General features: G+C 71.7%; 20 protein-coding genes. 11 read left to right on the top strand and 9 right to left on the bottom strand.

Going from position 1 to position 26139, the window contains the following annotated elements; translation table 11 throughout:
* Positions 1–23: 23 nt before the first annotated feature.
* The gene (locus tag AB5970_RS05965) at positions 24–992 is read right to left on the bottom strand and encodes a carbohydrate ABC transporter permease (RefSeq protein ID WP_370502998.1); all 969 of its coding nucleotides are present in this window, start codon (positions 990–992) and stop codon (positions 24–26) included.
* A 2-nt stretch (positions 993–994) separates the two neighbouring features.
* Entirely contained in the window at positions 995–2305 is a 1311-nt protein-coding gene (locus tag AB5970_RS05960; RefSeq protein WP_370502997.1) for an extracellular solute-binding protein, read from the bottom strand.
* A gap of 204 nt (positions 2306–2509) precedes the next feature.
* Here AB5970_RS05960 and AB5970_RS05955 point away from each other — a divergent pair, with 204 nt between their 5' ends.
* From AB5970_RS05955 to AB5970_RS05930, 6 genes are read left to right on the top strand one after another with little or no spacing between them, the layout of a single operon-like run.
* Positions 2510–3229, top strand: coding sequence for a GntR family transcriptional regulator (locus AB5970_RS05955; RefSeq protein ID WP_370502996.1), 720 nt, complete (start codon positions 2510–2512; stop codon positions 3227–3229).
* A gap of 39 nt (positions 3230–3268) precedes the next feature.
* Positions 3269–4921, top strand: a complete 1653-nt coding sequence (locus AB5970_RS05950) for a phospholipase D family protein (protein ID WP_370502995.1) — start codon at positions 3269–3271, stop codon at positions 4919–4921.
* 21 nt (positions 4922–4942) lie between these two features.
* Positions 4943–5407, top strand: a complete 465-nt coding sequence (locus AB5970_RS05945; protein ID WP_370502994.1) for a phage tail protein — start codon at positions 4943–4945, stop codon at positions 5405–5407.
* A gap of 11 nt (positions 5408–5418) precedes the next feature.
* Positions 5419–6111, top strand: a complete 693-nt coding sequence (locus AB5970_RS05940; protein ID WP_370502993.1) for an MSMEG_4193 family putative phosphomutase — start codon at positions 5419–5421, stop codon at positions 6109–6111.
* Positions 6112–6121: 10 nt separating this feature from the next.
* Positions 6122–6661, top strand: coding sequence for a DUF3090 domain-containing protein (locus tag AB5970_RS05935; protein WP_370502992.1), 540 nt, complete (start codon positions 6122–6124; stop codon positions 6659–6661).
* Entirely contained in the window at positions 6658–7419 is a 762-nt protein-coding gene (locus tag AB5970_RS05930) for an SCO1664 family protein (RefSeq protein ID WP_370502991.1), read from the top strand. Before AB5970_RS05935 ends, AB5970_RS05930 begins: the two co-directional genes overlap by 4 nt.
* 12 nt (positions 7420–7431) lie before the next feature.
* On the opposite strand, the gene AB5970_RS05925 is transcribed toward AB5970_RS05930, so the two are convergent.
* The 3 genes from AB5970_RS05925 to AB5970_RS05915 are packed head-to-tail and all read right to left on the bottom strand — an operon-like array spanning position 7432 to position 11736.
* Positions 7432–8328, bottom strand: a complete 897-nt coding sequence (locus tag AB5970_RS05925; RefSeq protein WP_370502990.1) for an SDR family oxidoreductase — start codon at positions 8326–8328, stop codon at positions 7432–7434.
* A gap of 47 nt (positions 8329–8375) precedes the next feature.
* Positions 8376–10358, bottom strand: a complete 1983-nt coding sequence (locus AB5970_RS05920; RefSeq protein ID WP_370502989.1) for a vWA domain-containing protein — start codon at positions 10356–10358, stop codon at positions 8376–8378.
* Positions 10351–11736 (bottom strand): magnesium chelatase, encoded by a 1386-nt coding sequence (locus AB5970_RS05915; RefSeq protein WP_370502988.1) that lies wholly within the window; start codon positions 11734–11736, stop codon positions 10351–10353. Before AB5970_RS05915 ends, AB5970_RS05920 begins: the two co-directional genes overlap by 8 nt.
* A 66-nt stretch (positions 11737–11802) precedes the next feature.
* Here AB5970_RS05915 and AB5970_RS05910 point away from each other — a divergent pair, with 66 nt between their 5' ends.
* A complete protein-coding gene (locus AB5970_RS05910) occupies positions 11803–12228 on the top strand; it encodes a hypothetical protein (RefSeq protein WP_370502987.1) in 426 nt (141 codons plus the stop codon).
* On the opposite strand, the gene AB5970_RS05905 is transcribed toward AB5970_RS05910, so the two are convergent.
* Positions 12225–13367 carry a class I SAM-dependent methyltransferase gene (locus tag AB5970_RS05905; protein WP_370502986.1) on the bottom strand — a complete coding sequence of 381 codons (1143 nt, stop codon included), beginning with the start codon at positions 13365–13367 and terminating at the stop codon, positions 12225–12227. The genes AB5970_RS05910 and AB5970_RS05905 overlap by 4 nt on opposite strands.
* Positions 13368–13422: 55 nt before the next feature.
* Positions 13423–13902: a hypothetical protein gene (locus tag AB5970_RS05900; RefSeq protein ID WP_370502985.1), complete on the bottom strand. Its 480-nt coding sequence runs from the start codon at positions 13900–13902 to the stop codon at positions 13423–13425.
* Between the two features lie 146 nt (positions 13903–14048).
* On the opposite strand from AB5970_RS05900, the gene AB5970_RS05895 reads away from it, so the two are divergent.
* The 4 genes from AB5970_RS05895 (at position 14049) to AB5970_RS05880 (ending at position 21033) form a co-directional block, all read left to right on the top strand.
* Positions 14049–17600, top strand: coding sequence for a BTAD domain-containing putative transcriptional regulator (locus AB5970_RS05895; RefSeq protein ID WP_370502984.1), 3552 nt, complete (start codon positions 14049–14051; stop codon positions 17598–17600).
* 63 nt (positions 17601–17663) lie between these two features.
* Positions 17664–19043, top strand: a complete 1380-nt coding sequence (locus AB5970_RS05890) for an FAD-binding oxidoreductase (RefSeq protein ID WP_370502983.1) — start codon at positions 17664–17666, stop codon at positions 19041–19043.
* A gap of 91 nt (positions 19044–19134) precedes the next feature.
* Entirely contained in the window at positions 19135–20505 is a 1371-nt protein-coding gene (locus AB5970_RS05885; RefSeq protein WP_370502982.1) for an FAD-binding oxidoreductase, read from the top strand.
* Positions 20506–20691: 186 nt separating this feature from the next.
* On the top strand, positions 20692–21033 hold the full coding sequence (locus AB5970_RS05880; protein WP_370502981.1) for a YciI family protein: 342 nt from the start codon (positions 20692–20694) through the stop codon (positions 21031–21033).
* Positions 21034–21351: 318 nt separating this feature from the next.
* Here the strand turns inward: AB5970_RS05880 and AB5970_RS05875 are convergent, their stop codons facing one another.
* Both AB5970_RS05875 and AB5970_RS05870 read right to left on the bottom strand, forming a co-directional pair.
* Positions 21352–22215 (bottom strand): hypothetical protein, encoded by an 864-nt coding sequence (locus tag AB5970_RS05875; RefSeq protein WP_370502980.1) that lies wholly within the window; start codon positions 22213–22215, stop codon positions 21352–21354.
* A gap of 1313 nt (positions 22216–23528) precedes the next feature.
* Positions 23529–25940, bottom strand: a complete 2412-nt coding sequence (locus AB5970_RS05870) for a HelD family protein (protein WP_370502979.1) — start codon at positions 25938–25940, stop codon at positions 23529–23531.
* Positions 25941–26139 lie beyond the last annotated feature (199 nt).

Below are 26139 nucleotides of genomic sequence, written 5' to 3'. Positions count from 1 at the left end.
TCTCGGTGCGTGAGCTGTTCATGTCAGTCCCTCTCAGACACGCGGGTGATGATCAGCGCGATGACGAGGCACAGGGCCGCCATCGTCACGCCGATCGCCGCGGCGAGCCCGACCTGCGGGTTCTGGAAGGCCGCCTTGTACAGGGCGACGGCGGGGGTGAGCGTCGAGGTGCCGGGACCCCCGTGCGTGGTGACCCACACGAGGTCGAAGGTCCGCAGCGCCGCGGTGATGGTCAGCGTGAGCGCGATGGCGATCTGGCCCCGGAGCCCGGGCAGCGTGACCGCGAAGAACTCGCGGACCGCCCCGGCCCCGTCGATGCGCGCCGCCTCGTACAGCTCGGGGGCGATCGACGAGGTGCCCGAGATGAAGAGCACCATGCAGAAGCCGAACGTCACCCACGTGCCCACCAGGCCCAGCGCGGGCAGCGCCCAGGTGAAGTCCGCCAGCCAGGTGCGCGTGAGGGCGTCGAGCCCCACGGCGCGCAGCACCGTGTTGAGCGGGCCGTCCGGCGCGTAGATCCGCTTGAAGACGAGGGCGACGACGACGGTCGTCATCACCTGCGGCAGGAAGAAGATCCAGCGGTACACCGCCATGCCGGGCTGCTTCGCGCGGGTGAGCAGCGCCGCCGAGAACAGCCCGAGGGCGATCGGCAGCAGCGCGAAGAAGCAGATGAGCACGAGCACGTGGCCGAGCGTCGAGCGCAGGACCGGGTCGGTGACGAAGGTGACGTAGTTCTGGAAGCCCACCCACGTCGCCGCGGAGACGCCGTCCCAGTTGAAGAACGAGTACTGGACGGACTGCGCCAGGGGGACCAGCACGACGAACCCGTAGATCACCAGCGGGAGCGCGACGAACGCGAGCCCGACCCACCGGTTCCGGCTCCGCACGGAGCGGCGCCGGACCCGGTGGCCCTGGGACGTGCGCCCGTCCGACTGCGGCGAGGTGAGCGCCGTGGCTCCCTCGGCCGCGGCGGTGTGCGCTGACGTCGACATGATCAGCCCTGCTGCGCCAGGAACGCGTCACGGTCGGCGTCGACCGCGGCCGTGAAGTCGTCCGGGGTCATCTTGCCGGCGTAGACCAGCTGGATGTTCTGGCTGAGGGTGTCGAGCATGGTCGGGCTGGACCAGTCGAAGTACGGCACGTAGCCGTCGTCGGAGTCGAGCGCCGCGGCACCGGCCGACTCACCCGTGAGGCTGAGCGACGTGGTGGGGACCGTGACGTCCGGGGCGAGCGCGGGGACGAGGCCGAGGTCGGCCGCCTTCTGCGCGGCGGTCGGCGACATGAGGTAGTCGAGGAACGCCGCGGCGACGTCCGGGTGCTTGCTCTTGGCGGAGATCACCAGGGCACCGGGGGCCGCGCCCACGCCGACGGTCGAGCCGCCGGCCTGCGGGAGCTGCAGGTAGCCGAAGTGGCTCTGCTGGTCCGCGTTCAGGCCCAGCGAACCCGTGTACTCCCAGCGGAAGACGCCCTGGCCGCCGACGAAGTTGGCGACCGCCGTCTGGTAGTCGATGCCCTCGAAGGCCTCCGGGTAGTAGCCCTCGTCGGCCCACTTCTTGACGGTCGAGACGGCCTCGGTCATCTTGACGTCGGTCGCCTTCACCGACGGGTCGTCGTACGTGTAGTCGTTGAGCTTGTCCCGGTCGGCCAGGAGCGCCTGCACCCCGAGGAGGGCCGTGGTCGAGCCGTCCATGCTGCCGTACTCGAAGGGCACCTCGCCGGCGGCCTTCGCCTTGGCGGCGGCGGCCTCGAGCTCGTCCAGGTTGGTGGGCGGGTCGATGCCGAGCGCCTTGAGCTTGTCGGCGTTGTAGTACAGGCCGATCAGCGAGGCGCGGGCGACCGGCGTCGAGAACCAGGAGCCCGAGCCCATGGTCGTGAAGTCGGTCGTGAACTTGTTCTGCCGCTGGATGGTGGTCGGCACGTTGCTGTCCCAGCCGTACGACTTCGCGTAGGCGTCGAGGTTGAGGACGAGGCCGCCCTTCGCGAGCGTGCCCAGGGACGCCCAGCCGTTGTTGGCGGTCGCGATGTCCGGGCCCGCGTCGTCCTGGAGCTGCAGGTTCAGCGTCGAGTTCAGCTGGCCCCAGTCCTCCGAGGTGCGGTCGACGGTGACGTTCGGGTACTTCTTCTCGAAGTCCTTGATGACCCCGTCGACCCACTCGCCCTCGGCGGAGCCCCAGAAGTCGGTGAGCTTGATCGTCACGTCGCCGGCGGACGCGACGTCCGTCGACACGTCGGTGGGCTCCGCGGTGGCGGCGGACCCGCCGCCGGGCGCGCACGCCGCCAGCGTCAGCGCGAACCCAGCGGCCACAGCAGCGGTCGCTGCGACCCGTGCACGGTGAAACCTCATCATCACTCCGATGCGTCCTGGTCGTGTCCGGGCGCTGCCCGGCGGAGCATCCTTGCCCCGGTTGACCGATGCGTGGACCGTAACAACGAACGGACCAGTTAGTCCAGTCGTGATCCAGATTCACAGGATTGTGAACCACTTGTGAGAACTGGTACGGTACGGCGCGTGACGACGACACGGGCCTCGGAGCAGGCCTACGAGCAGCTGGTCCACCACCTCCGCGTGGGCCGGTTCGCGGCAGGTTCGCGCCTGCCGGGCGAGCGCGACCTCTCCGACGAGCTCGGCGTCAGCCGCGCGACGCTGCGGGCGGCGCTCGGTCGGCTCGAGGCGGAGGGCCTCGTCCAGCGCTCGGCGCAGCGCGGCTGGTTCGTGCCGCGGCAGGTCATCGGCGAGCCGCCGAGCACCCTGCAGACGTTCACCGAGATGGCGCTGGCCCGCGGGCTGCGCCCGACCACGCGCGTCATGCGCCAGGAGGTGCGGTCGGCCACGATGGACGAGGCCGCCAAGCTGCACATCGCGCCGGCCTCCCCCGTGATCCAGATCGACCGCCTGCGCGGCATGGACGGCACGCCCGTCTGCTTCGACGTCGTCGTGCTCCCCGAGCACCGCGCGGCCGAGCTGCTCGAGGCCGACCTGACCAACACCTCGCTCTACGAGGAGCTGCGGACCCGGTGCGGGATCTCGATCCACCGCTCGGCGTACACGCTCATGGCCGCCCTGGCGGACGCCGAGCTCGCCCGCCTGCTGGGCACCACGGTCGGCGCCGCGGTGCTCGTGGGCGACGAGGTGGCCTACACCAGCGACGGGTCGCCCGTGCTCATCGGGTTCAACCAGTACCGCGGCGACGCCTACCGGTTCGCGGCGGACCTGTACCGCCCCGTCTGACGTCGCGCGGTCGGGACCCGCGTGTGCGATTTTGGTCCCGTGCACCGCTCCGCACCCCGCGCGCTCCGGCCCGCGTCACCCACGTCCGGGGTCCGGCTCGAGGCGATCGCGGGCGGCCGGACCGAGCTCGGGTGGTTCCTCACCGGCGAGCAGCGCGGGAACGACGCCACGCGGATCCGCCCGTGGACCGACGGCAACGCGGTACGGCCGCTGGTGCACGGCTCCACCTACTTCGCGGTGCTCGCCGCGGCGCTGGCGCGGGCGGGCCGGGGCGACCTCGTGCTCTTCACCGACTGGCGCGGCGATCCCGACGAGCGGCTGACGGACGACGGCGACACGGTCGCCGAGGCGCTCTCGGCGGCCGTGCTGCGCGGCGCCCTGGTCAAGGGGCTGATCTGGCGCTCGCACCTCGACCGGTTCCGGTTCTCCAACGAGGAGAACCGCACCCTCGCGGAGAGGGTCAACGACGTCGGCGGCGAGGTGCTGCTGGACCAGCGCGTGCGCACGGTGGGCAGCCACCACCAGAAGTTCGTCGTCATCCGCCACCCGGGGCGTCCGGCGGACGACGTCGCGCTGCTCGGCGGGATCGACCTGGCGCACGGGCGCCGCGACGACGCCGACCACCGCGGCGACCGCCAGAACCAGCGGTTCGCCCACCAGTACGGACCGCGCCCGCCGTGGCACGACGTCCAGGTCGAGATCCACGGCCCGGCCGTCCGCGACCTCGAGGACGTGTTCCGCGAGCGGTGGGAGGATCCTGCGCCCCTGTCCACGCTGCCGTGGCAGGTGGTCCCCGACCTGCTGCACGGCGAGGACCGCCGGCCCGACCCCCTGCCACCCGCCGAGCCCGAGCCGGCGGCGGCCGGCACCTGCTCGGTCCAGCTGCTGCGCACCTACCCGAAGCGCCGTCCCGGCTACCCGTTCGCCCCCGAGGGCGAGCGCAGCGCCGCCCGCGCGTACGCCAAGGCGCTGCGCCGGGCCCGGCGGCTCGTCTACGTGGAGGACCAGTACCTGTGGTCGGCCGACGTGGCGCGGGTCTTCGCCGCCGCGCTGCGCCGCGAGCCCGGGCTGCACCTGGTGGCCGTCGTCCCCCGCTACCCCGACCAGGACGGCCGGCTGGCCCTGCCGCCGGTGCGGCTGGGGCACGCGCGGGCCCTGCAGGTCGTGCGCGCCGCGGGCGGCGACCGGGTCCAGGTCCTCGACGTCGAGAACCGCGAGGGCGGCCCGGTCTACGTGCACGCGAAGGTCTGCGTGGTCGATGACGTGTGGGCGACGGTCGGCAGCGACAACCTCAACCGGCGGTCCTGGACGCACGACTCCGAGCTCACCGCGGCGATCCTCGACCAGCGGCTGGACGGCCGGGAGCCCCGCGATCCCGCCGGCCTGGGCGACGGTGCACGGGGCTTCGCCCGCGAGCTGCGGCTCGAGCTGTGGCGCGAGCACCTCGACCGGGACGGCGACGACGGCCTGCTCGATCCCGCCGAGGCGGTCGAGGCCGTGCGCGCGAGCGCGGCCGCCCTGGACGCCTGGTACGCCGGCGGGCAGTCGGGCCCGCGTCCGCCCGGCCGGCTGCGGACGCACGCGGTGCCGGACCTGCCGCTGTGGCAGCGCGTGCTCGCGGCCCCCGCGTACCACGCCGTCGCGGACCCCGACGGGCGACCGTGGTGGCTGAGGGTGCGCGGGCAGCATTGAACCGGTGGATAGTCTCGCGGTGTGTCGTACACCGTCGATTTCGCCAACGTGTCCACCGTCGGGCTCGAGTCCTCGCCGGTGGTGGAGGCGCTCGCCGGCCTGCGCGCCAACGAGGCGCGCTACTTCAAGAACAAGTACGACCACGACTTCACCGTCGAGCCCGCGGACGAGGCGACCGAGACCGTCGACTGGGTGCACGGCATCCTGCGGGACGAGCGCGACCTCGTCATCGCCTCCCGCCCCCTCGAGGCGACGCAGTTCGAGGTCGAGGGGATCCGGATGGCGTACGTGTTCTACGAGTCCGGCCTGTCGGTCAACGTGATGTACACCCTCGACGACGGCGGCAAGCGCGCGGTCGGGTTCAAGCTGTCCGACGGCATGGACGTCCCCGCGGAGCTGGCCGACACCTTCAAGTTCGCCCGCCAGAAGTCGAAGCTGGCGGGCACCATCCGCGGCTCGTACTTCGTCATCAAGCACGAGCACTAGGAGCCCGCCGCGTGCCCACCGTCATCCTCGTCCGGCACGGTCGGAGCACGGCGAACGTCGCGGGGATCCTCACCGGGCGGGCCGCGGGGGTCGAGCTCGACGACGTCGGCCGCGGCCAGGCCGCGCGCGCGGCGGAGCGGCTGGCCGAGGTGCCGCTGGTCGCCGTGGTCTCCAGCCCGCTCGAGCGGTGCCTCCAGACCGCGAGGGTCGTCGCGGAGAAGCACGGGCTCTTGCCGGTCCAGGAGGAGCCGGGCCTGACCGAGTGCGACTACGGGCAGTGGCAGGGGCGTCCCCTCCAGGAGCTGGCCAAGGAGCCCCTGTGGTCCGTGGTCCAGAGGACGCCGTCGCAGGCCGTGTTCCCGGGTGGGGAGTCGATGGCCGCCATGCAGGCCCGGGCCGTCGAGGCGATCCGCCGGCACGACGCGGCGTTCGGGGCGGAGCACGGCGCCGGCGCGGTGTGGGTGGCGGTGTCGCACGGCGACATCATCAAGTCGGTCCTCGCGGACGCGCTCGGCCTGGACCTCGACCTCTTCCAGCGCCTCACTGTCAACCCCGGCTCGGTCTCGATCGTCCGGTACGGCACCGAGCGGCCCGAGGTGGTGGCCACCAACACCGACTCCGGCGACCTCTCCTGGCTGCGCGGCCTCGGCCCGGTCGCGGACGCACAGGTCGGTGGCGGGGCGGGCCCGGGCGCTGCCTCGTAAAGTGAGCGACATGCCCGCACTTGTCCACCAGTTCGACTGGCCCGACCGCGTGGTCGTCGGCACCGTCGGTCAGCCCGGCTCGCGCAGCTTCTACCTGCAGGTGCGCAACGGCGCCCGGACGGCCAGCGTCGGGCTGGAGAAGGAGCAGTCGGCGGTGCTCGCCGAGAAGATCGACGAGCTCCTCGACGCCCTGATGACCGACGACGGGAACCGGTTCAGCGTCCCGGCCGCGACGCCCGCCGAGCTCGTCGACAACGATCCCCTGGACCAGCCCGTCGAGGAGGAGTTCCGCGCGGGGCTCATGCGCCTGGGCTGGGACCCGTCGACCGCGCAGGTGGTCGTCGAGGCGTTCCCCTACGTCGAGACCGAGGACGAGGCCGACGAGCCCGAGCCGGAGGAGATGCTCCTGCTCCGCATGCCGGTCGGGACGGCGCGGGCGTTCGTCCAGCGCACCCGTCAGGTCGTCTCGTCGGGCCGGCCCCTGTGCCCCCTGTGCGGCCGGCCGATGGACGACGACAGCCACGTGTGCGGCGCGCCTGAGGAGTCGTGACCGACCTCGTCGGCGACGAGCTCGAGCTCGTCGGGCGCATCACCGTCGCCTCGAACGCGACCTTCCTGGCGACGGTCGGCGAGGTCCAGGTGGTCTACAAGCCCGTCGCCGGCGAGCGCCCGCTGTGGGACTTCCCCGACGGCACGCTGGCGAACCGGGAGGCGGCGGCCTACCTGGTCTCGGAGGCGTTCGGGTGGGACGTCGTGCCGGTGACGTTCCTGCGCGACGGTCCGCTGGGCCCGGGCATGGTGCAGCTCTGGCAGGAGCCCGACCGCGAGCAGGACCCGGTCGACGTCGTCCCCGCCCACGCGGTGCCGCCCGAGGGCTGGCGCGAGGTCTTCCACGGGATCGACGACGACGACCAGCCGCTGACCCTGATCCACGAGGACTCCCCCGCGCTGCGCCGGATGGCGGTCTTCGACGCCGTCGTCAACAACGCCGATCGCAAGGGTGGCCACATCCTGCCGACCCCGGCGGGCCACCGCTACGGCGTCGACCACGGCGTCAGCTTCCACGTCGAGCCCAAGCTGCGGACCGTCCTGTGGGGCTGGCAGGGCGAGCCGCTGCGCCCTGACGAGCTGGCGGGGGTCGACCGGGTGCGCACGCTCCTCGACGACGACCTGGGTCAGCGGCTCGCCGCGCTTCTCGACGACGAGGAGCGGGAGGCGCTCGCCGCGCGCTGCGACCGGCTGCTCCGGACGGCCACCTTCCCCGGACCCCGTGGCGACATGCCGGCGTTCCCCTGGCCGTTCTTCTGAGCGGTCACCGCGTCACGGCACGTTCGCCCCGCCGTTGACGTTGATGACCTCGCCCACCACGAAGCTCGACTCCGGCGACGCGAGGAACACGTAGGCCGGTGCCTGCTCGACGGGCTGGCTCGTGCGGCCGAGCCAGGAGGACTCGCCGAAGCCCTCCAGCTTCTCGGACGGCTGCCCGTCGGTGACCTGCAGCGGCGTCCACACCGGCCCGGGCGCGACGGCGTTCACGCGGATGCCGCGCGGCGCCAGGTCGGCGGCCAGCGCCTTGGTGAAGCCGATGATGGCGAACTTGGTCGACGCGTAGTTGATGATCATCGGCGAGGGGTTGTAGCCCTGGACCGACGTGCTGTTGATGATCGTCGAGCCGGCGCCCAGGTGCGGCAGGGCGTCGCGGGTGATCCAGAACATCGCGTACAGGTTGGTCTGGATCGTCCGGTCCAGGTCGGCCTCGTCGAGCTCGTCGTAGCTCGGGTGGTACACCTGGTGCGCCGCGTTGTTGACCAGGATGTCGAGTCCGCCCAGGCCCTCCACCGCGTCGGCGACGAGCGTCCGGCAGAACTCGCGGTCGCGGATGTCGCCGGGCAGCAGGACGGCCGTGCGGCCCTCGGCGCGGACCAGCGCAGCGATCGCCTCGGCGTCCACCTGCTCCTCCGGCAGGTAGCTCAGCGCCACGTCCGCCCCCTCGCGCGCGAACGCGATGGCCACCGCCGCGCCGATCCCCGAGTCGCCGCCGGTGATGAGCGCCTTGCGGCCGGGCAGGCGGCCCGTGCCCCGGTAGCTGGTCTCGCCGTGGTCGGCCTTCGGGTCGAGCTCCGCGTCCAGGCCCGGCACCGGCTGCCACGAGGCGTGCGGCTTGATGTGCGCGTGGCGCTCCACGGGGTTGTCGAACGTGAGCTGGTCAGGCGACATCGTCATCTCCTCGTGAGCGGTTCGATAACGATATCGGTCCGGCCGTCTCACCACTCGTCGTCGCGACCCCAGCCGCCGAAGGCGCCGTTGGCGCGCGACCGCAGGTAGGAGCCGATGACTGCGGCGCCCAGGTCGTCGGACTCGGGCGTGACCACGGTGCCGCCCGCCCGCCGGGCCATGGAGTCGACGAAGCGCGCGAGCCCCGGGTCGTCGCCGAGCCGGAAGAAGGTGGTCCGGGCGCCCAGGCGCGACGAGCCGTCGAGCTCGCGCACCGACAGCGCGATCGTCACCGGGTTCGGCGGGTAGTCGAAGAAGACCTCGCCGTCGGGCTCGAGGTGCGACGTCGGCTCGCCGTCGGTGACGATGAGCAGCACGGGCTGCGCGTTCGGGTGCTTGCGGAAGTGGCGGTTGGCCAGCAGCAGGGCGTGGTGCAGGTTGGTGCCCTTCTCCCACTTCTCGTCGAGCCCGACCAGCTGCTCGATCTGCATGACCGAGGCGCTGCGCCCGAACCCGATCAGCTGCAGCTGGTCGCCCCGGAACCGGCTGGTGATGAGGGTGTGCAGCGCCAGCGCGGTGCGCTTCATCGGCACCCAGCGCCCCTCCATCGCCATGGAGAACGAGGTGTCCACCAGCAGCGCCACGCACGCCTGCGTCCGAGCCTCGGTCTCCTGGATCTCGACGTCGTCCACCTGGATCGTGCGCGACCCGCGGGCCAGCGCGTTGGTGAGCGTGCGGCTCACGTCCCACGGCTCGGTGTCGCCGAACACCCACTGGCGCGTCGAGCCCGACGGCTCGCCGGCGGCGCCGGAGCGGCGGACGTCGTGGCCGCCTTGGCGGGCCGACATGGTCTCGGACACGGCCTTGAGCACCGCCTTGCCCAGCTGGCGCATCGCCTTCGGCGTGAGCATGAGCTGGCCGTCCGAGCCGCGCCGGACGGTGCCGTCCTTGAGCGCGTGCTCCAACCGCTGCAGGGTGCGGGCATCGACGACGGCCTCGGAGCCGAGCTGGCGCGCGAGCTTCTCGAGGTCGAGGTCGTCCAGCTGGGAGCCCTGGTACGACTGCGCGAGCTGGTCGGCCAGGGCGTCGAGGTCCGCGAGGTCCTGGAAGACGCCGGTTCCGTCGCCGAGCCCGAGCCCGTTCTCGCCGTCCATCCGCTGCGAGCCGCCCCAGTCCTCGCCGGGCCGCAGCGAGCGCAGGCTGTCGTCCATCCGGCTGAGCTCGTCGATGAGGTCCGACGAGCCGAACGCCTGCTGCGCGAGCGCGTCGAGCTCGTCGCGCTGCTCCTGGGTCATCGAGTTCCGCATGCGCTGCGCGGCGGCGGCACGCTGCGCGAGGGCGTCGAGAAGCTGGTCGAGGGTCTCCGGGTTCTCCGGGAAGTACTCGCCGTGCTGGGCCATGAAGTCGTCGAACTGCTCCTGCGTGTCGGTGCCCCGTCGCCGCGCCTCGAGCAGACCGTTGAGGTCCTCGAGCATGGCCTTCAGGTCGGCCCGGTCCTCGTCGGTCGCGTTCTCCAGCGCCTCCTTCAGGCCGGCGATGCGCTGGTCGAGGATCTCGCGGCCCAGCAGGTCCTTGATCTTCTCGAACTCCTGCCGCGCCTCGCTGCTGCGCCAGTCGTAGCCGTTGAGCTCCTCGACCGCGGCCGCCGGGGACGACGGCAGGTTGTCCAGCTGCAGCTGCGCCAGGGCCCGGTCGCCCTCGTCCATGTCGACGTCGCGCGCCAGCTGCTTGCGCTCGGCCAGCACCGCCCGGTCGAGCAGCTCCTTGACCTCCTGCAGGGTGCCGTCGAGGTTGTTGTTGCGCGTGAGCTCCCGGCGTCGTTGGGCCACCCGCCGCGCGAGCTCGTCGAGGCCGACCTGGTCCTGGCCGCCGCGCCGCAGGAACTCCCGCATCGCGCGCTCGGGCGAGCGGCCGGCCATGACGTCCTCGCCGATCGCCTCCAGCGCTTCGGCCAGGTCGACCGGCGGCGCGAGCGGGTCGGGCCCGTCGACGTAGTGCGTGTACCGGGCCAGCCGCCGGTTGGGTCTAGCCATAGATCGTCTCGCCGCCGCCCGACTCCTTGCTGATCCGGCGGGCCAGATACAGGCCCTCCAGCGCGAGCTCGATCGCGGCGGCGCGCTCTCCGTCGTTGGTGGCGTGGAGCCGAGCGCAGACCTCGTCGTAGAGCTCGGACTCCCCCAGCGCCGGCAGGCCGGTCAGCACGTCGCGGGCCGTGACCTGCTCGCCCGTGGTCACCATCGCCCCGCCCTGGATCGCGTCGACCAGCAGGCTGAAGTCGACGCCGCGCAGGTGCGCGCGCACGGTCTCCGCCGTCGCGGTGCGCAGCAGGTGGTCGAGGATCTCGTCCTCGCGCCCCTCCTCGCCCGACTCGAACTCGATCTTCCCGGCGAGGACGTCGACCGCGGTCTCCAGGTCCACGGGCCGCGCGACGGCGTGGTCCTCGCCCTGCCGCGCGGCCCGGTGCAGTGCCGACGCGGCGACGGTCTCGGCGCCCGCGATGGCGAACCGGGCGCTCACCCCGCTGCGCTGGTCGACCGCGCTGGACTCCCGCAGCGCGCGCGTGAACCGGGCGAGGATCTCGATGAGGTGGTCGGGCACGTCCGCGTGGAGCACGGCCTCCTGGCGGATGACCGCGACCTCGTCGGCGAGCTCGGTCGGGTAGTGCGTGCGGATCTCGGCCCCGAACCTGTCCTTGAGCGGCGTGATGATCCGCCCGCGGTTGGTGTAGTCCTCGGGGTTCGCCGTGGCGACGACCAACACGTCGAGCGGCAGGCGCAGCACGTAGCCGCGGATCTGGATGTCGCGCTCCTCCATCACGTTGAGCATCGCGACCTGGATGCGCTCGGCGAGGTCGGGCAGCTCGTTGATGGCGACGATCCCCCGGTGCCCGCGCGGCACGAGGCCGAAGTGGATGGTCTCGGGGTCGCCGAGCGCGCGCCCCTCCGCGACCTTCATGGGGTCCACGTCGCCGATGAGGTCCGCGACGCTCGTGTCGGGCGTCGCGAGCTTCTCGACGTACCGCTCCGTTCTGTGGCGCCAGGCGATCGGGAGGTCGTCGCCGTCGGCGGCAGCTCGTCGCTTGCTCGCGGCCGTGATCGGCTCGTACGGGTGCTCGCCGATCTCCGACCCGTCGATCACCGGGGTCCACTCGTCGAGCAGGCCCTGCAGGGTGCGCAGGATCCGGGTCTTGCCCTGGCCGCGCTCGCCGAGCAGCACGATGTCGTGGCCGGCGATGAGGGCCCGCTCGAGCTGCGGTATCACGGTGTCGTCGAACCCGTGGATGCCGGGCCACGGGTCGCGACCCTCCTTCAGAGCGGCGAGGAGGTTGGCGCGGATCTCCTCGCGGACAGGGGTGTGCACGTGGCCGGAGGCCCGGAGCTCGCCGACAGTTGCGGCAGTGGGACGCATCATTCGGTCGAGCGTACGTCCGGTTGCGACCGGTTGCCGATGGGTGGTCGCGGGGGCAGGGTCGGTGCAATGGCGAACAAGAAATCCACCGGTGTCGCCCTGGCGGTCGCGTGGCCCCTGGCCAAGAAGGCGGCGACGCAGCTGAGCGTGTTCGTCGCGAACAACCCCGACATCCAGAAGCGGCTGGCGGGCCTGGGCGCGAAGGTCTCCGACGTGCAGCGGGCCCGGACTCCGGAGGCCAAGATCGCGCGGGCGATGACGTCGGTGCGGGAGCAGGCCGACCTGGTCCTGGCGTCCGAGCCCTCCGACTCCGTCGCCGCGCTCCAGGCCTCCGGCTGGAAGCAGCGGGCCGACCAGGTCGAGAGGGCGCTCCAGATCCTCCAGCACCAGCCCCGCGCGATGCAGAAGTCGCAGCGCCCCCGGATCGCCGCGATGGCGGACTCGCTGGTGGCCGAGGTGCTGACGTCGTTGATCGACGACGACGCCGCTGACTAGCCGCGTCTTGTCGAGACCGTCACGGTGAACTTCGAATCGCGGCTGGCCTGCCGGGTCGGCCCGACGACGCGCTCCAGCGTCGGCCGGTAGCGCAGGTGCGAGTTCCACACGGCCCACAGCTCACCGCCGGGCTTGAGCACGCGCGCGGCTTCCGCGAAGAGCGTCCGGGCCACCCCGTCGTGGACCGCCGCGCCGACGTGGAACGGCGGGTTGAGCAGCACGAGGTCGGCGCTCGCGCCGGGGGTCGTCTCAGCGCCGTCCGCGCGCACGACGACAACCCGGCCCTCCAGCCCGTTCGCCGCGACCGTCGCGCGGGCGGAGGCCACGGCGGCCGCGGACTCGTCGGCCGCCGTGACAGTCACGTGCTCGTTCGCGCGCGCCAGCAGGACGGCCAGCACCCCTGTGCCGCAGCCGAGGTCGATGGCGCTCGCGAGGTCCTGCGGCATCGCGTCGAGGTGCTGCAGCAACGCGCGCGTGCCGATGTCGATCCCGGTCCCGGCGAACGCGCCGCCGTGGGCGCACACCGTGATGCCGAGGTCGGGGTGCTCTCGTCGTTCGGGCCAGCGCTGGTGGGTCTCCGGGCGTGGCACCGACGCGGTGAGCACCCGCGACTTCTGCCGCGCCAGGTGCGCCTGCACGGTGGTGAAGTGCCGCCCGAGGACGTCGTTCATCGCGGTCGTCATGTGCTTGACCCGGCCGCCCGCCACGACGAGCACCTCCGGGTCCGCGTGCGCGGCGATGAGGCCCGCGATCTCGTCGAGCGCGTCGAGGGACCGCGGAAGCTGGAGAAGCACGACCCGGGCGCCGTGGACTAACTCACGCGTCAGTCCGTGACTCGTGAACCCGTCGAGACCGAGCCGCTCGGCGTTCGCCTGGAGCGCGCGCTCGCCGAGGAGGCGGTCCTGGTGCGTGCGGACGCCGTCGAGGTGGTGCCGCGTGATCGCGCCGAGGGTCAGAGCGCCGTGGTGGTCGCCGATGACGACGACACCGGCTGCCTCTCTCGCCAGCGCTGGCGCGGCCTCGTCGAGGATCAGCCGGTCGCTCGCGTCGACCGCGTGCAGGTTGGGCGCTTCGAGGTCGGGGTAGCGCCGGAGGTCGGCGAGCACGTCGGTGTCGTCGTGCCCAGCCGCCTCATCCACGCCATCGAGGCTAACGGTCGGCCCGCCATCCCCACGGGGCGCGCCCCCCGTCGCCTCACGTGTCGATCGCCTCGATGTTCGCGCGGCCCTCGGTCGCGAGGATCAGCGAGATCCAGCCATCGGTCCCGCGGAGCCGTCGCGAGGAGGCGTCGGTCACGACGTACCGCCCGACGAACTCGTGCGTCACGACGTACGTCGCGTCGACCCATCGTCCGCAGACCTCGCCGGTGGCCGCGAGGTCCAGGCTGCGGTGCCTCGTCCCGGTCACGTGGACGGCTGCGGTGGCCGGTTCGCACTCGCCGGGCGCCGGCAGGCTCCCGTCTGAGCTGCTGAGCCTCGCTCGGTACGACCCGTCGAACGGCACGCCGGTGATCGCGCCCCTCAGACGAGCGCTCCCTCCGGCATCCAGCGCGTACGAGCCGATGCCGTCTCCGCGCAGGTCGACGGCCGGCCGCGGTGCGGCCATCGCCGGGGTGGCGGGGGCGAGCGCGAGCAGGGCTCCGATCAGTGCGGCTGCCTTCGTCTTGTGGTTCATGGTCTGGTCTCCTCGGTGCAGGTGGCGGGGTTGCCGTGTCCGACCGTGCCGCGGGACCCTTGAGCCGGTCCTGAGCATGGCTTGCGTCCTGCGCTCGACCGCGCCCGTTCGGGCGATCGCGTCCTGTTCGACGAAAGAGTGGGAGCGTGGCGGACCTCGGAGCAGTGCGACTCCGGGTGCTCGGCGAGCTGGGGGGCACGCGCGACGGCGCGGTCGTCGACCTCGGCGGGCGACGCCAACGCGCCGTCCTCGCGGCGCTGGTCATCGCCCGCGACCAGGTCGTTCCTGACGACCGCCTCGCGACCTGCGTCTGGGGGGACGACCTCCCCGCGAACCCGGCCGGCGCCCTGCAGGCCTACGTGAGCCACCTGCGACGACGCCTCGAGCCCGAGGCCGTGGCCCGCCGGCGCGACGGCGTCCTCGCCCGCGAAGGTGCCGGGTACGTCCTGCGGCTCGAGCCCGACGCGGTCGACGCGTGGTGCTTCGAACGCGCCGTGGACTCGGCGGCGGGCCTCGCGCCGGCCGAGGCGATCTGCACCCTGGACGACGCCCTGCGACTGTGGCGGGGTCCCGCGTACGCCGACTACCTCGGCGAGCCGTGGGTCGAGGCCGAGGCGCTGCGGCTCACCGAGCTGCACGCCGTGGCCCGCGAGCGCCGTCTGGAGACCCGGCTCCAGCTGGGCGACGCGGCCGTGGTCATCGGTGAGCTCGAGGCACTGGTCGCCGAGGACCCGCTCCGGGAGGAGCGCTGGCGGCTCCTCGCGCTCGCGCTCTACAGGGCGCAGCGGCAGGCGGGTGCCCTGGCCGCGCTGCGGAGGGCACGCGAGACGCTCGCCGAGGAGCTCGGCGTGGACCCGGGGCCCGCGCTCCGGGCGCTCGAGGCGGAGGTGCTCGCCCAGTCGCCGGCCCTCGACGGCCCCGCCCGGCGGGTGCAGGTGGATCTGCCGGCCGAGAAGGCGCCTGAGCCGGTCGCGCCGACCGACCTCGTCGACCGGACCCGCGAGGTCGCAGCACTGCGGCGGCTGGTGGAGGAGGTGGCCGACGGCAACGCCGGCTGCGTGCTGGTGGAGGGCCAGGCCGGCATCGGCAAGTCGCGGCTCCTCGTCGAGTCCGTGCGGCTGGCGACCTCGGCGCAGGTCCGCGTCCTCTCGGCCCGGGGCAGCCAGCTCGAGCGCTCGTTCGGCTTCGGCGCCGTGCGCCAGCTCTTCGAGCCCTGCACCAGCGACCCCGCCGCCCGCGACACGCTCCTCGCCGGTGCCGCCTCCGTCGCGAGGGCGGTCTTCGAGGACGTGGCCGGCATCGACGCCACGGACAGCGGCAGCTTTGCCGTGCTGCACGGCCTCTACTGGCTCACCGTGAACCTCGCCGCCGCCGGGCCGCTGGTGATCTGCGTCGACGACATCCAGTGGTGCGACAGCGCCTCGCTGCGCTACCTGGCGTACCTCGCCAAGCGGCTCGAGGGCCTCCCCGTCCTCGTCGTCCTCGCCCTGCGGACCGGCGAGCAGCATCCCGACGACGCTCTGCTCGCCGACATCGCCCTGGACCCGTCCGTCACGGTGCTCCGGCCCGCCCCGCTGTCCCCGGAGGCGGCCGCGACGCTCGTGCAGGAACGGCTCGGGGAAGGCGCCGACCAGTTCGTCGAGGCCTGCCACCGGATGACCTCGGGAAACCCGCTGCTCCTGCGGCAGCTGCTGCGCGCGCTGGCCGACGAGGGGGTCCGGCCCGATGTCTCCCACGTCGACACCGTGCGGGCGGTCGGCTCGCGCGCCGTCTCCTCCCTGGTGACGTTGCGGCTCCGCCGGATGCCGTCCGCGGTCACGGCCGCAGCGCGCGCCGTGGCCGTGCTCGGCGACGCCGCGGACCTGCCCACCGTGGCGGCGCTGGCCCAGCGACCCGAGGCCGAGATGGCCACGGCCCTGGACATCCTGAGCCGCAGCGAGATCCTCACGGACGACCGCCACCTGACCTTCGTCCACCCGCTGGTCCGCGACGCCGTCTACGACGACCTCCCCGTCGGCGAGCGCGCGCTGCACCACGACCGAGCCGCCCAGGTTCTGCTGGCGCAGGGCGCCACCCCGGAGCAGGTCGCGATCCACGTGCTGCGGGCGCCGCGCCGAGGCAGTCCCGCCACGGTGCAGCTGCTGCGCGCGGCGGCCGGTACCGCGATCTCGCGTGGCGCCTCGGACGCGGCCGCAGGACTCCTGCGACGCGCCCTCGAGGAGCCGGTGTCCGGGGCCGATCGCCCCCGCGTGCTCGTCGAGCTCGGGCGTGTCGAGGTGCACGTCGACGGACCCTCCGGTGTGGCCCACCTCCGCGACGCCTACGACGCCCTGGACGACCCGCGCGAGCGCGCCCGCCTGGCGATCGACATCGCCCGGACCCACGTCTTCGTCTCCCCTCCGGGCGTGGCCACGACGTTCGCGCACGACGCCGCCGCCCACCTCCCCGACGACCTCGACGACGAGCGGCAGGGCCTGATCGCGCTGCAGCGCATCGCGGGCTACATGCACGGGCTGCCGGCCGAGTCCTACCGCGCGGGTCCGACGCCGGTCGTGTCGGGGGACGACGACGGTGCCCGCCTGCTCGCCGCGACGCTGGCGTACGAGCTGCTGCGCGACGGCCGGGACCGGGCCGGTGCGGTGCGACTGGCTCGCTTCGCCCTGGAGGGAGACCGGCTCCTGGAGATCGACAGCGGCCTGCTCTGGATCGTCGCCGCGACCGTCCGGCTGATCTCCGACGACGAGCTCGGCGACTTCTGGGACCGCGCCCTGGCGCGGGCGCACGCGACGGGTGGACTCTTCGCCGCCCTCTCCATCAACCTCTGGCGGGGCTTCACCCAGTGGCGACGCGGCCAGCTCGACGACGCGCTGCAGTCGCTCGCCGACGCCGTCGAGCAGCAGCGCGTCTGGGGCATCTCCGGAGCCACCGCGACGTACGCGGCAGCCTTCACGCTCGGCGTCCTCACCGACCTGGGCGACCTCGACGCGGCCGCCGCGAGCCTGGACGAGAGCCGCGCGCTGCCGTGGGTCGGCGACGGCGGCCGGCTGCTGCGGGACTCGGCGGCGCGACTGCTCCTGGAGCTGGGTCGACCCGCCGACGCCCTGGACGAGCTCACCGCCCCGGCCATGTACTCCCCGGTGGCCAACCCGGCCTGGGCTCCGTGGCGCGGACTGCAGGCGCGGGCGCTGGCCGGGCTCGGGCGCACCGAGGAGGCGGTCGCGCTGGCGCAGGAGGAGGTCGACCTCCAGCGGCTCTGGGGTGCGCCCACGTCGCTCGGGCCGTCCCTGCGGGTGCTGGGCGAGCTTCGCGGTGCCGACGGGACGGCCGACCTGCGCGAGGCCGTCGAGGTCCTGACCGGCACGTCCGCCGTCCTGGAGGCGGCCCGCGCGCAGCTCGCCCTCGGCCGCTCCGAGGGGATCGCCCGCGCGGAGGCCGTGGACCTCCTGCGGGCAGCGCACGCCACCGCCCTGGCCTGCGGTGCCCGCACGGTCGTCCGCGACGCGGCGTCGGCGCTCGCCCGGTGGGGAGAGCGCGTCCCTGATGCCGACGGTGTTCGCACCCGGATCACGAGCCGCCAGCGGCGGGTGCTGGAGCTGGCCACGACGGGGCTCGACGTCAACGAGGTCGCCCAACGGCTGTTCCTGACGCCAGGGACGGTGCGGGCCGTCCTCGAGACCGCGCAGAGGTCCGCGCCGTGACCCGGCTCAAGTCGCTCTCAAGTCGCGCTGGGCACGCTGGGAGCCCCGATCGTGAGGAACCCCATGGTCCCTGAGCCCGCGCCACTCGCCCCGTCTCCGGCGGAGGTGCTGCGCGGCCTGTGCGGCGGCGCCGTCCACCTCCCCGGCGACCCCGCCTACGACGAGTCGCGCCTGCCGTGGAACCTCCAGGCAGAGTCCTATCCCGCCGCCGTCGCGTACCCGGCCTTTCCCCCGGAGGTGTCGACGGTGCTGCGCGCGGCGGCGTCGGCAGGCCTGAAGGTCGCGCCGCAGGGCACCGGTCACGGCGCCCCTCCGCTCTCGGGCCACCTCGACGACGCCGTCCTGCTGCGCACCTCGGCCATGACCGAGCTGCGCATCGACGCCGAGCGACGCACCGCGCGGGTCGGTGCCGGGGTGCTCTGGGGGGACGTCGTCGAGCGAGCCGGTCGCGTGAACCTCGCGGCCCTGCACACCTCCGGCCCGAGCGTCGGCGTGGTCGGCTCGTCCCTCGGGGGCGGGCTGAGCTGGTACGGCCGGCGGCACGGACTGCAGTGCAGCGCGCTCACCGCCGTCGAGCTGGTCCTCGCGGACGGCACGTTCGTGCGAGCGACCGACGAGGTCGACAGCGACCTGCTGTGGGCGGCCCGCGGCGGTGGTGGCGGCTTCGGCGTCGTCACGGCACTCGAGTTCGACCTGCTCCCGGTGAGCACCGTGTACGCCGGGATGCTCGCCTGGGACTGGACCCACGCCCAGCGCGTGCTGACGGAGTGGGGCGCGTGGGCCGCCGAGGCGCCGGAGGCCGTGACGAGCGTCGCCCGGCTCCTCCAGGCGCCGGACGAACCGTGGCTGCCGGCCGACGTCCGGGGCCGCAAGTTCGTGATGATCGACGTCGTCGTGCTGGCGGGAAGCGACGCGGCGACGCGGATGGTCGCCCCGCTGCGGGCCTTGCGCCCGGAGATCGACACGCTGGACGTGCGTTCCGCGGCGTCCGTCGCGCACCTCCAGATCGACCCCGTCGCGCCGACGGCCGTGTACGCGAACAGCGTGCTGGTCGGCGGACTGCCTGAGCGCGCCGTGGAGGCGCTGGTCGCCACCGCCGGCGAAGGATCGGGCTCGGACCTGCTGTTCGTCGAGCTGCGCCAGCTCGGTGGCGCGTTGTCCCGCCCGGCCCCGCGCGCCGGGGCGCTCGACCGCATGGACGGCTCGTTCCTGGTCCTCTGCGTGGGGATGGACCAGGGCGCGGGGTGGTCCGCGGTACGCCAGGACGCCCTGCGCGTCACGCGCGCCCTCCAGCCATGGGCGACCGGGGCGGAGTACCTGCTCATGGCCGACGCGGACGTCGACGAGCAGCGCGGCTGGCCGGCCAGCTCGTGGCAGAGACTCGTCGACATCCGGGCCGCGGCCGACCCCCACGGGCTGTTCCTCTCGCCTCATCCCGCCTGAGCACTCCGGCTCAAGTCGGCGGCAAGGTCCGCTCAAGTCACCGGGTCCACGGTGGTGCCACATCCACCACCACAAGGCCCAGGAGGCTGTCATGTTCGCCCACAACTCCGCCCGAGTCGCCGGCCCCGTGCCTTTCACCGAGCTGAGCGCCCGCACGCAGGGCACCGTCGCCACCCCCGACGACGAGGAGTACGACGCACTCGTCTCGCCATGGAACCTGGCGATCCCGGTGAAGCCCGCAGCCGTCCTCGCCGCGGAGACGGACCGGGACGTCGTCGAGGCGGTGCGCTTCGCGGCGGAGCACGGCCTGCGGGTGACCCCTCAGGCCACCGGGCACGGCCCGATGGCCGACCTCCTCACGGAGCTGGTCGTCACCACCTCGCGCCTGGACGAGGTCGTCGTCCACCCCGAGGGCTGGGCCCGCGTCGGGGCCGGCGTCAAGTGGCTGCGCGTCGTCGAGGCCGCTGCCCCCTACGGTCTGGCACCGCTGTCCGGGTCGATCACCGACGTCGGCATCGTCGGCTACACCACCGGCGGAGGTCTGGGCCCGATGGCGCGGACCTACGGGCTCGCGATCGACAAGGTGCGCGCCATCGAGGTTGTCACCGGCGACGGCGTCCTGCGCCGGGCCACCCCCACCGAGCACCCCGACCTGTTCTTCGCGCTGCGCGGCGGGAAGGGGATGCTGGGCATCGTCACGGCGATCGAGATCGACCTGGTGCACCAGCCGATGTTCTACGGCGGCTCGCTGTGGTTCGACGGCCAGGACGCCGCCACCGTCATCGAGCAGTGGCGGGCCTGGTCCGACGACCTCCCGGAGCTCGGCACGACGTCCTTCGCCCTGTTCCAGCTTCCCGAGATGCCGGGCGTCCCCCCGCAGCTCGCCGGACGGCTCACGCTGTCGGTGCGCTACGTGTGGACCGGCGACGCCGACGAGGGCGAGCGCCGCTTCGCCCCGATCCGCGCGGCCGCTCCCGTGCTCCTCGACGACGTGTCCCACAAGCCCTACACCGCGATCGACTCCGTGCACACCGACCCGCTGGACCCGGTGCCGGCGCACGAGGCGGCGGCCGTGCTCACGGGCTTCCCCACCGAGGCCACCGACGCCCTGCTCGCACTGGCGGGACCCGGGGTGCCGTCGCCGCAGGTGCTGGTCGAGGTGCGCCAGATGGGCGGGGCGATCTCCCGGGGCGGCGAGCACCCGGCCGCGTTCGCGTCGCGCGACGTGGCCTACTCGCTCCTGATCGTCGGCATCGCCATGATCCCCGGCGTGCAGGACCACGCGGCCGCGATCCTGGAGGCGATGCGTCCGTGGACCGGCGGCTACCGGCTGCCGAACTTCACGTTCACGCCCGAGGAGTACGCCGACGCCTATGACGAGGTGACGATCGCGCGCCTGCGTCGGGCGATCCGGGCCTACGACCCCGACGGGGTCATGGCCATCGGCGGCGTGCTGGCGTGACGGATGCCGTTGCCGCGTTCGGTCGGCGGGACTGGGACCTGTTTGCGGGTCCCAGCCCCGTCGGCGTCGCCGCAGGCAGCGCGCACCCTCGGCGCGTTTTCGACTCGACCGACCTGTCGATTCCGGTGAGGCTCGTCCGTCAGAGTGGTGACGGGCCACAGGGGGCCGCGACACAGGAGGAGCGACATGACGCAGTACGCCATCTACTTCAACCAGCAGTGGGTCGGGGACCACACGGCCGAGTGGTTCCAGAGCCGCGTGGAGCCCAGCACCGCGCTGGTCCGTGACATGGAGGCGGCCGGGGTCTTGGTGTTCGCCGGCGGGCTCGAGGAGGACCTGGCCGACGCGTTCAGCGCCGACGCGACGAGCGGGACCGTCTCGATCACCGACGGCCCCTACGCCGAGACCACCGAGTACCTGGGCGGGATCACCGTCATCGAGGTGCCCGACCTGGAGACGGCCAAGATGTGGGCGGGCAGGGTCGCCGAGGGGTGTGGGTGGCCGCAGGAGGTCCGGGTGATCAAGTAGATCCCTACCTCGCGCATCGGCCGGGCTCTTCATGGAGTTGGCGGGAATCGAAAGCGCTTTGGTCGCCGTCGACGGGACCCGCGGGCGTCTGATCTGCGAGTTCACTCCAGGCTCGCAAGCTCTCCCACCCGATCTGGAGCCGCTTCGTTGACGTGGTCAACGGGCTGCCATCGCAATGGCGTCCCGCCGCCGACGGTCGCGACGGTGAAATCCTGATCGTCGTCATCTTGGCGTAGATACCTCGGTACTGGCCGCGATCGACCGTCCAGATCCCAGCAAAGCCACCCCACGATGGCCCCAGCGCACGACCCACGTCCGTCAGTCGAGAACGGCGTCCTCGTCCGATGTCATTGGAGCCGCTGCACGGGTATCCCTCGGTAGTCTCGTCAGGCTCGGAGCCGGTGCCAACTTGTTCGGCATCGCCCACGCGCGGAGACCGGGCTTGCTGAGTTCCAGGCTAGCGAGATGTCGCTGCAGCTTCTTGGACATCGGCAGGAAGGTGGCGAGGGTCAGGCCGCCAGAGAACACGGCTCCTGCCACCGGGATAGCCTTTGCGACACCGCTCGCGAACGTCTTCTTGGTCATCGCGACGCCGAGCATGCCGGCGACCTTCTTCACGATCGGGTAGATCGCGCCCTTTGTCAGTGCCTTCTGAGGGAGCCTCCGAGCCGTTTGCGCAGCGATCATGGCGGATACCTTGGTCACCCCGCTCTGCGCCATGTTCACCCCGAACATGACCCCCACGAACAGGGTGAGGATGCTCTCGGTCGCCTCATCGAGCCCCTCGGAGTCGCCCTCGAAGAGATCCGGCCAGCTGTAGATGTACGCGAGCTTCTGCGCGACGCGCAGCATGTGACCCGTGTACTGGAGCATGTCGACCGGCACGGTGCCGACCAACGCCCAACCCCCGGGGATGCCCGCCGCGGCGGAGATCGTCGTGACCTTACTCGTTTCGAACTTGATCGAAGTGTTCGCCAGCTCGCGAATAACCTTTGGAGGGATCCCCGCAAGCGCCGGGCTCTCCGCGATGGCGTGCTCGATCTGCTCATCGGTGCAATGACGCTGGAGAGCCTTCCGAAGGTACGCCGCGCGATCGATCCGCACGCCAGGCAACCGTGCGGCCGCATCCAGCATCTGAGAAAACTTCGATCCGGTGGGTGCGATCTGCTGGTCGGCTGGCACGGGTTGCACGCTGGTGGCATCGACCGTTTGGCGGTGTGACTTAAGCGGCACAGGCACTGCGGGGACGACTGGGTCTGCTACGCGGCTAGGGACAAGTCGGCGCGCCCTGGCGAACGCCTGGCGCAGAGCCCTGACGTCCGGGCAGGGCAGGCTCGGCGTCGGGTCAGCGTCCCGAGGAGACGCACGTGGACGTCCGCGATCTGCTGGCTACGGACCCCGCGTACAGCGTCCGGAGAGCGCTCAAGGGTTTGACCCACCCCAATCAGGTCTACCGAGGGAGTGCGCCTTCCGCCGGGCGCAGCTGGATTGCCAGGAATCGAACGCGATTCGACTTCTGTTGACACGGACGCACGAACTCTTGACCTGCAGGTTCGTTCCGGGTAGTCCCAGGTCATCGACCGATCTGGAGCCGTTCCTTTGACATGGTCAACGGAACGGACCAGAACCGAGATCCGCCGTGCGGCCAGCAGACCCGATGCAGTCGATCGGTCTATCAGTCTGTGTGGGTTCCCGCCGCCCGGCCGAGGTCGGTTACTAGCCCGGCCGCGTCGTGGGTCCCGTCCTAGACGTCCACTCCTGGTGGATATCTGAACGCCCACATAGGAATCTTGCTGCGGTGCTCCTTTGGGACCGGCGGCACTGTCCCGCCGGCGCCGGGCACGCAGACCTTTTCACGCGAGAGTTTCAGCGTCGCCGCTTGTGTCGGGTGCGCTCGTGTTGAGCAGCGAGTGAGACTCCAAGTCTGCGGATCGGGGCCGGTACGCCCGTCCACTCGCGTCTGCTGCTTCGAACTCCCGTTGTCTCCGCGACGAACGCAACGTGTTCGAGACTCAGATGCTCATGACCCGCTTCGTGCAACTTCGCGAGGCAGCGCTCGTACGTCATCGAGAGTCCGCCGCTACCGACTATCCCAAACACGAGACGGAACTCCTCGGCGCTGATGACCGGCGCCTTCTCTGCGCGCAACTCCTGCTTCGCTCTCGACGCCGAGCCAGAGTTCGGATCGATTGTGGCGGCTCGATCCCAGCCGGGTGCGTTGCCGACCCACTCGTCGTTTTCACAGTCGAACTCTGGGTCATCGAGCTGCCTGCCCATTCGAACGTCCTACGTGTCGGGCTCCGAGGTGGATTCGGTGTAATCGATCGGTCTATCGAGTCGGTATGGGACACGGCGCCCAGCCGAAGTCGGCCACGCGCCTGTTCAGTCGCGTGCCGCCAACGAACGCGTCGCCGATCTATAGCCGCCCCAACACCGCCGCGGCCGCACTGTCGCAAGTCGCGCGCCGCCGTTGTGGCGAGTCTTGAGCACCTACCTCACTCATCCGAGCGGGCATCGGCATCGCCCTCGTCTTCGGCGAGCTCGCGGGCACGTTCGAGGATCTCGGACCACAGGTGCTCAGGTGCAACCTCCGCGAGCATGTCGAGAACGTGATGAGCGTTCGAGTCGACTACGGAACGGCGAATCGACGATGCGGCCGCATTACGGGCTTTCGGACGCGCGCGGCGACTCTCAACCGTCATCGGCTCATTCCGCTCAAGGTCCGCTGCCGGAGATTGTGGATGGCCACCGGAGCTGCTCACGCCTTCCTCAGTCACTTCGATGGCAACTGGCTGTGGCAACTCGCGACCGCTCGACTCGGTCAAAGTGAGAGCGTCGAGGCCATCGTGGCCAGAACCTTCGCCCAGGAGCTGCGCCGGAATGCCGCCAGCGAGGTGCACGATGTCGAGGTGGCCCGTCGTGCGGGTCAGGGCGACGTACAGCATCCGTAGGCCGTGTGGCCCACCGTCGACTATCGCTTGCGGGTCAAGCACGACGACGGCGTCGAACTCGAGGCCCTTGGCAGCGGTCGGGCTGACTACGTTGATCGCCTTGGTCAGCTCGCCGTCGTCCGCGTCGGACCAGCTGATCTCGGCCGCGTCGAGCGCTCCTGCGAGGTCGGCACGGTAAGCGTCCGGGCGCACAATTCCAACGAACAACCCCTTGGCGCTGTGCTTCTGAACGGCTTCCACCGCGGCAGCCACCAGCAGTGTCCGGTTCGGTGCCGAGCGCCACGCTGGCTCTCGTTCGACGTCCGTAACGACCGTGGGCGCTTCAACGCCCGGAGCAGCGTCCGGAAGTAGGCGCGCGGCCAGTTCCATCACCGCCCGCGGGACCCGGTAGCCGTACCGCAGGTGCTCGAGTGTGTGCGGCAATGGTGACTCGAGCTCGGAAATCACGTCATCCCAGGACTCGCGGGCCCAGTGACCGGTCGACTGGGCAATGTCCCCAACGATTGTCATCGCACCGGCACGCGACCGGCGGCGGATCGCGATGAGCTGCATCGGCGAGAGGTCCTGTGCTTCGTCCACGACGATGTGCGCGTATGTGCGGCCGTCGCCGCTCATCTCGAACGCCAGAAAGTCGAGCAGTGGGAGGTCTTCCTTGGACCACAGCTGGTCGGAGAGTCTTGGTGCCGACTGTCGGCGCAGGAGCTGGAGGTCCTCCACGTCGAGCGTTCCACTCGACGCCGCCACCAGCCGCTCGAGAGAGCCGAAAAGGTCGCGCAGAAACGCCTGCGGCGTCAGCTGCGGCCAGATGCGCTCAAGGTAGGCGTCGACCTCGGGTGCGCGAGGCCTGAGGTTGGCCGCACGGGCGCCGGCTCGGTCCGTGCGACGGGCCTCACGCATGACGAGTGCCTCGAGTGCGGTCCGCATCCGAGCGCGATTCGCCGCGTACGGCGAGACGCCGACGTCGTCAAGAAGCTCCTGCACTGCGGCCGGATCAAGCGTCACGCGCCATGAGACGTCCTCGAATGAGAACTGGACCTCATCATGCGGAACCCGGACGCGCTCCTGCAAGCCGCGGGCGAGCACCTCACACATCCGGCCATCACCCTTGAGCCGCGCCGCGTCAGGCCGCTCCTTGACCGAAACCGTGACACTCGCATCCATTAGGCGCTGCAGATCCTGGTGGACGACGCGGTCCTCGCCCAGCTCCGGCAAGACCCGAGCGATGTAGCGCAAGAAAGTCGCGTTGGGGCCGACGACGAGGACGTCGTCACGCTCGACGTCCTTGAGCTCGTTGAAGAGCAGGGCGGCGACACGATGGAGCGCGACCGCGGTCTTGCCGGTACCCGGTCCGCCTTGCACCACGAGAAGCTGATCGCCGGGCGCCCCGATGATGTCGGCCTGCGCGGCCTGGATCGTCCGGACGATGTCCTCCATCTGAGGACTACGCCGTCGCTCAAGAACCTGCTGAAGGAACGAGTCTGACGCGAGCAGAGCAGCCTCGCCGCCGGTCAGCTCCGCGACCTTCAACGCCAGCTCGGCGAAGAGGACGTCCGCGATGTCGTCGATGTCGTTGATCGGCCGTGTCCGGTACTGGCGGTGACGTGCGACTCCGCGCGCGTCAGCGTGCGTGGCCCCGCGCATCGCCATGATCGCGGGAGCCAGCCAGTTGTAGACCAGTACGTCGCCGGCCGAGCCGACTATGGAGTGCTTGCCGACGTAGTAGGCGTCGCCGTCCTCACAGTCGATGCGAAGGAACGCGACCTCCTCATCCGGCCTCCCAAGCGTCTCGTCGCGCTGGTGGGCCCGATTGATCGCAATGCGGTCCTTCGGGTTCGCCGCCGCACCGAAGGCGCCGGCTCGACCCTCCCGCTTCGCCTCGCGCTCGGCGCGCACAGCGTCGAACCACTCCTGCTCGATCTCCAGATCGGCGTCGATCTGCGGTGCTGCAAGGACCACGGGCGCTCCTCATTCGCGACTTACGACTCTCCATCGGTTCCCCAGCCCCGATGCCTGAGCGAAACCTAGCGACGACCACCCACGGAGCGGCCGGAGAATCGGCGGGGTCAATCCTGGAGAGGGTTGGTCCGGAGGTCACGGCCAGGTCGGCTCGCTCCTCCATCTAGGACGACCGCCAGTCGGGCCTCGGCGAGCAGCT

The sequence above is a fragment of the Cellulomonas sp. ICMP 17802 genome, from assembly GCF_041295535.1.
Classification (GTDB): domain Bacteria; phylum Actinomycetota; class Actinomycetes; order Actinomycetales; family Cellulomonadaceae; genus Cellulomonas.
The sequence above is the reverse complement of the archived record's forward strand: the minus strand, read 5'-3'. Positions and strand labels throughout refer to the sequence as shown.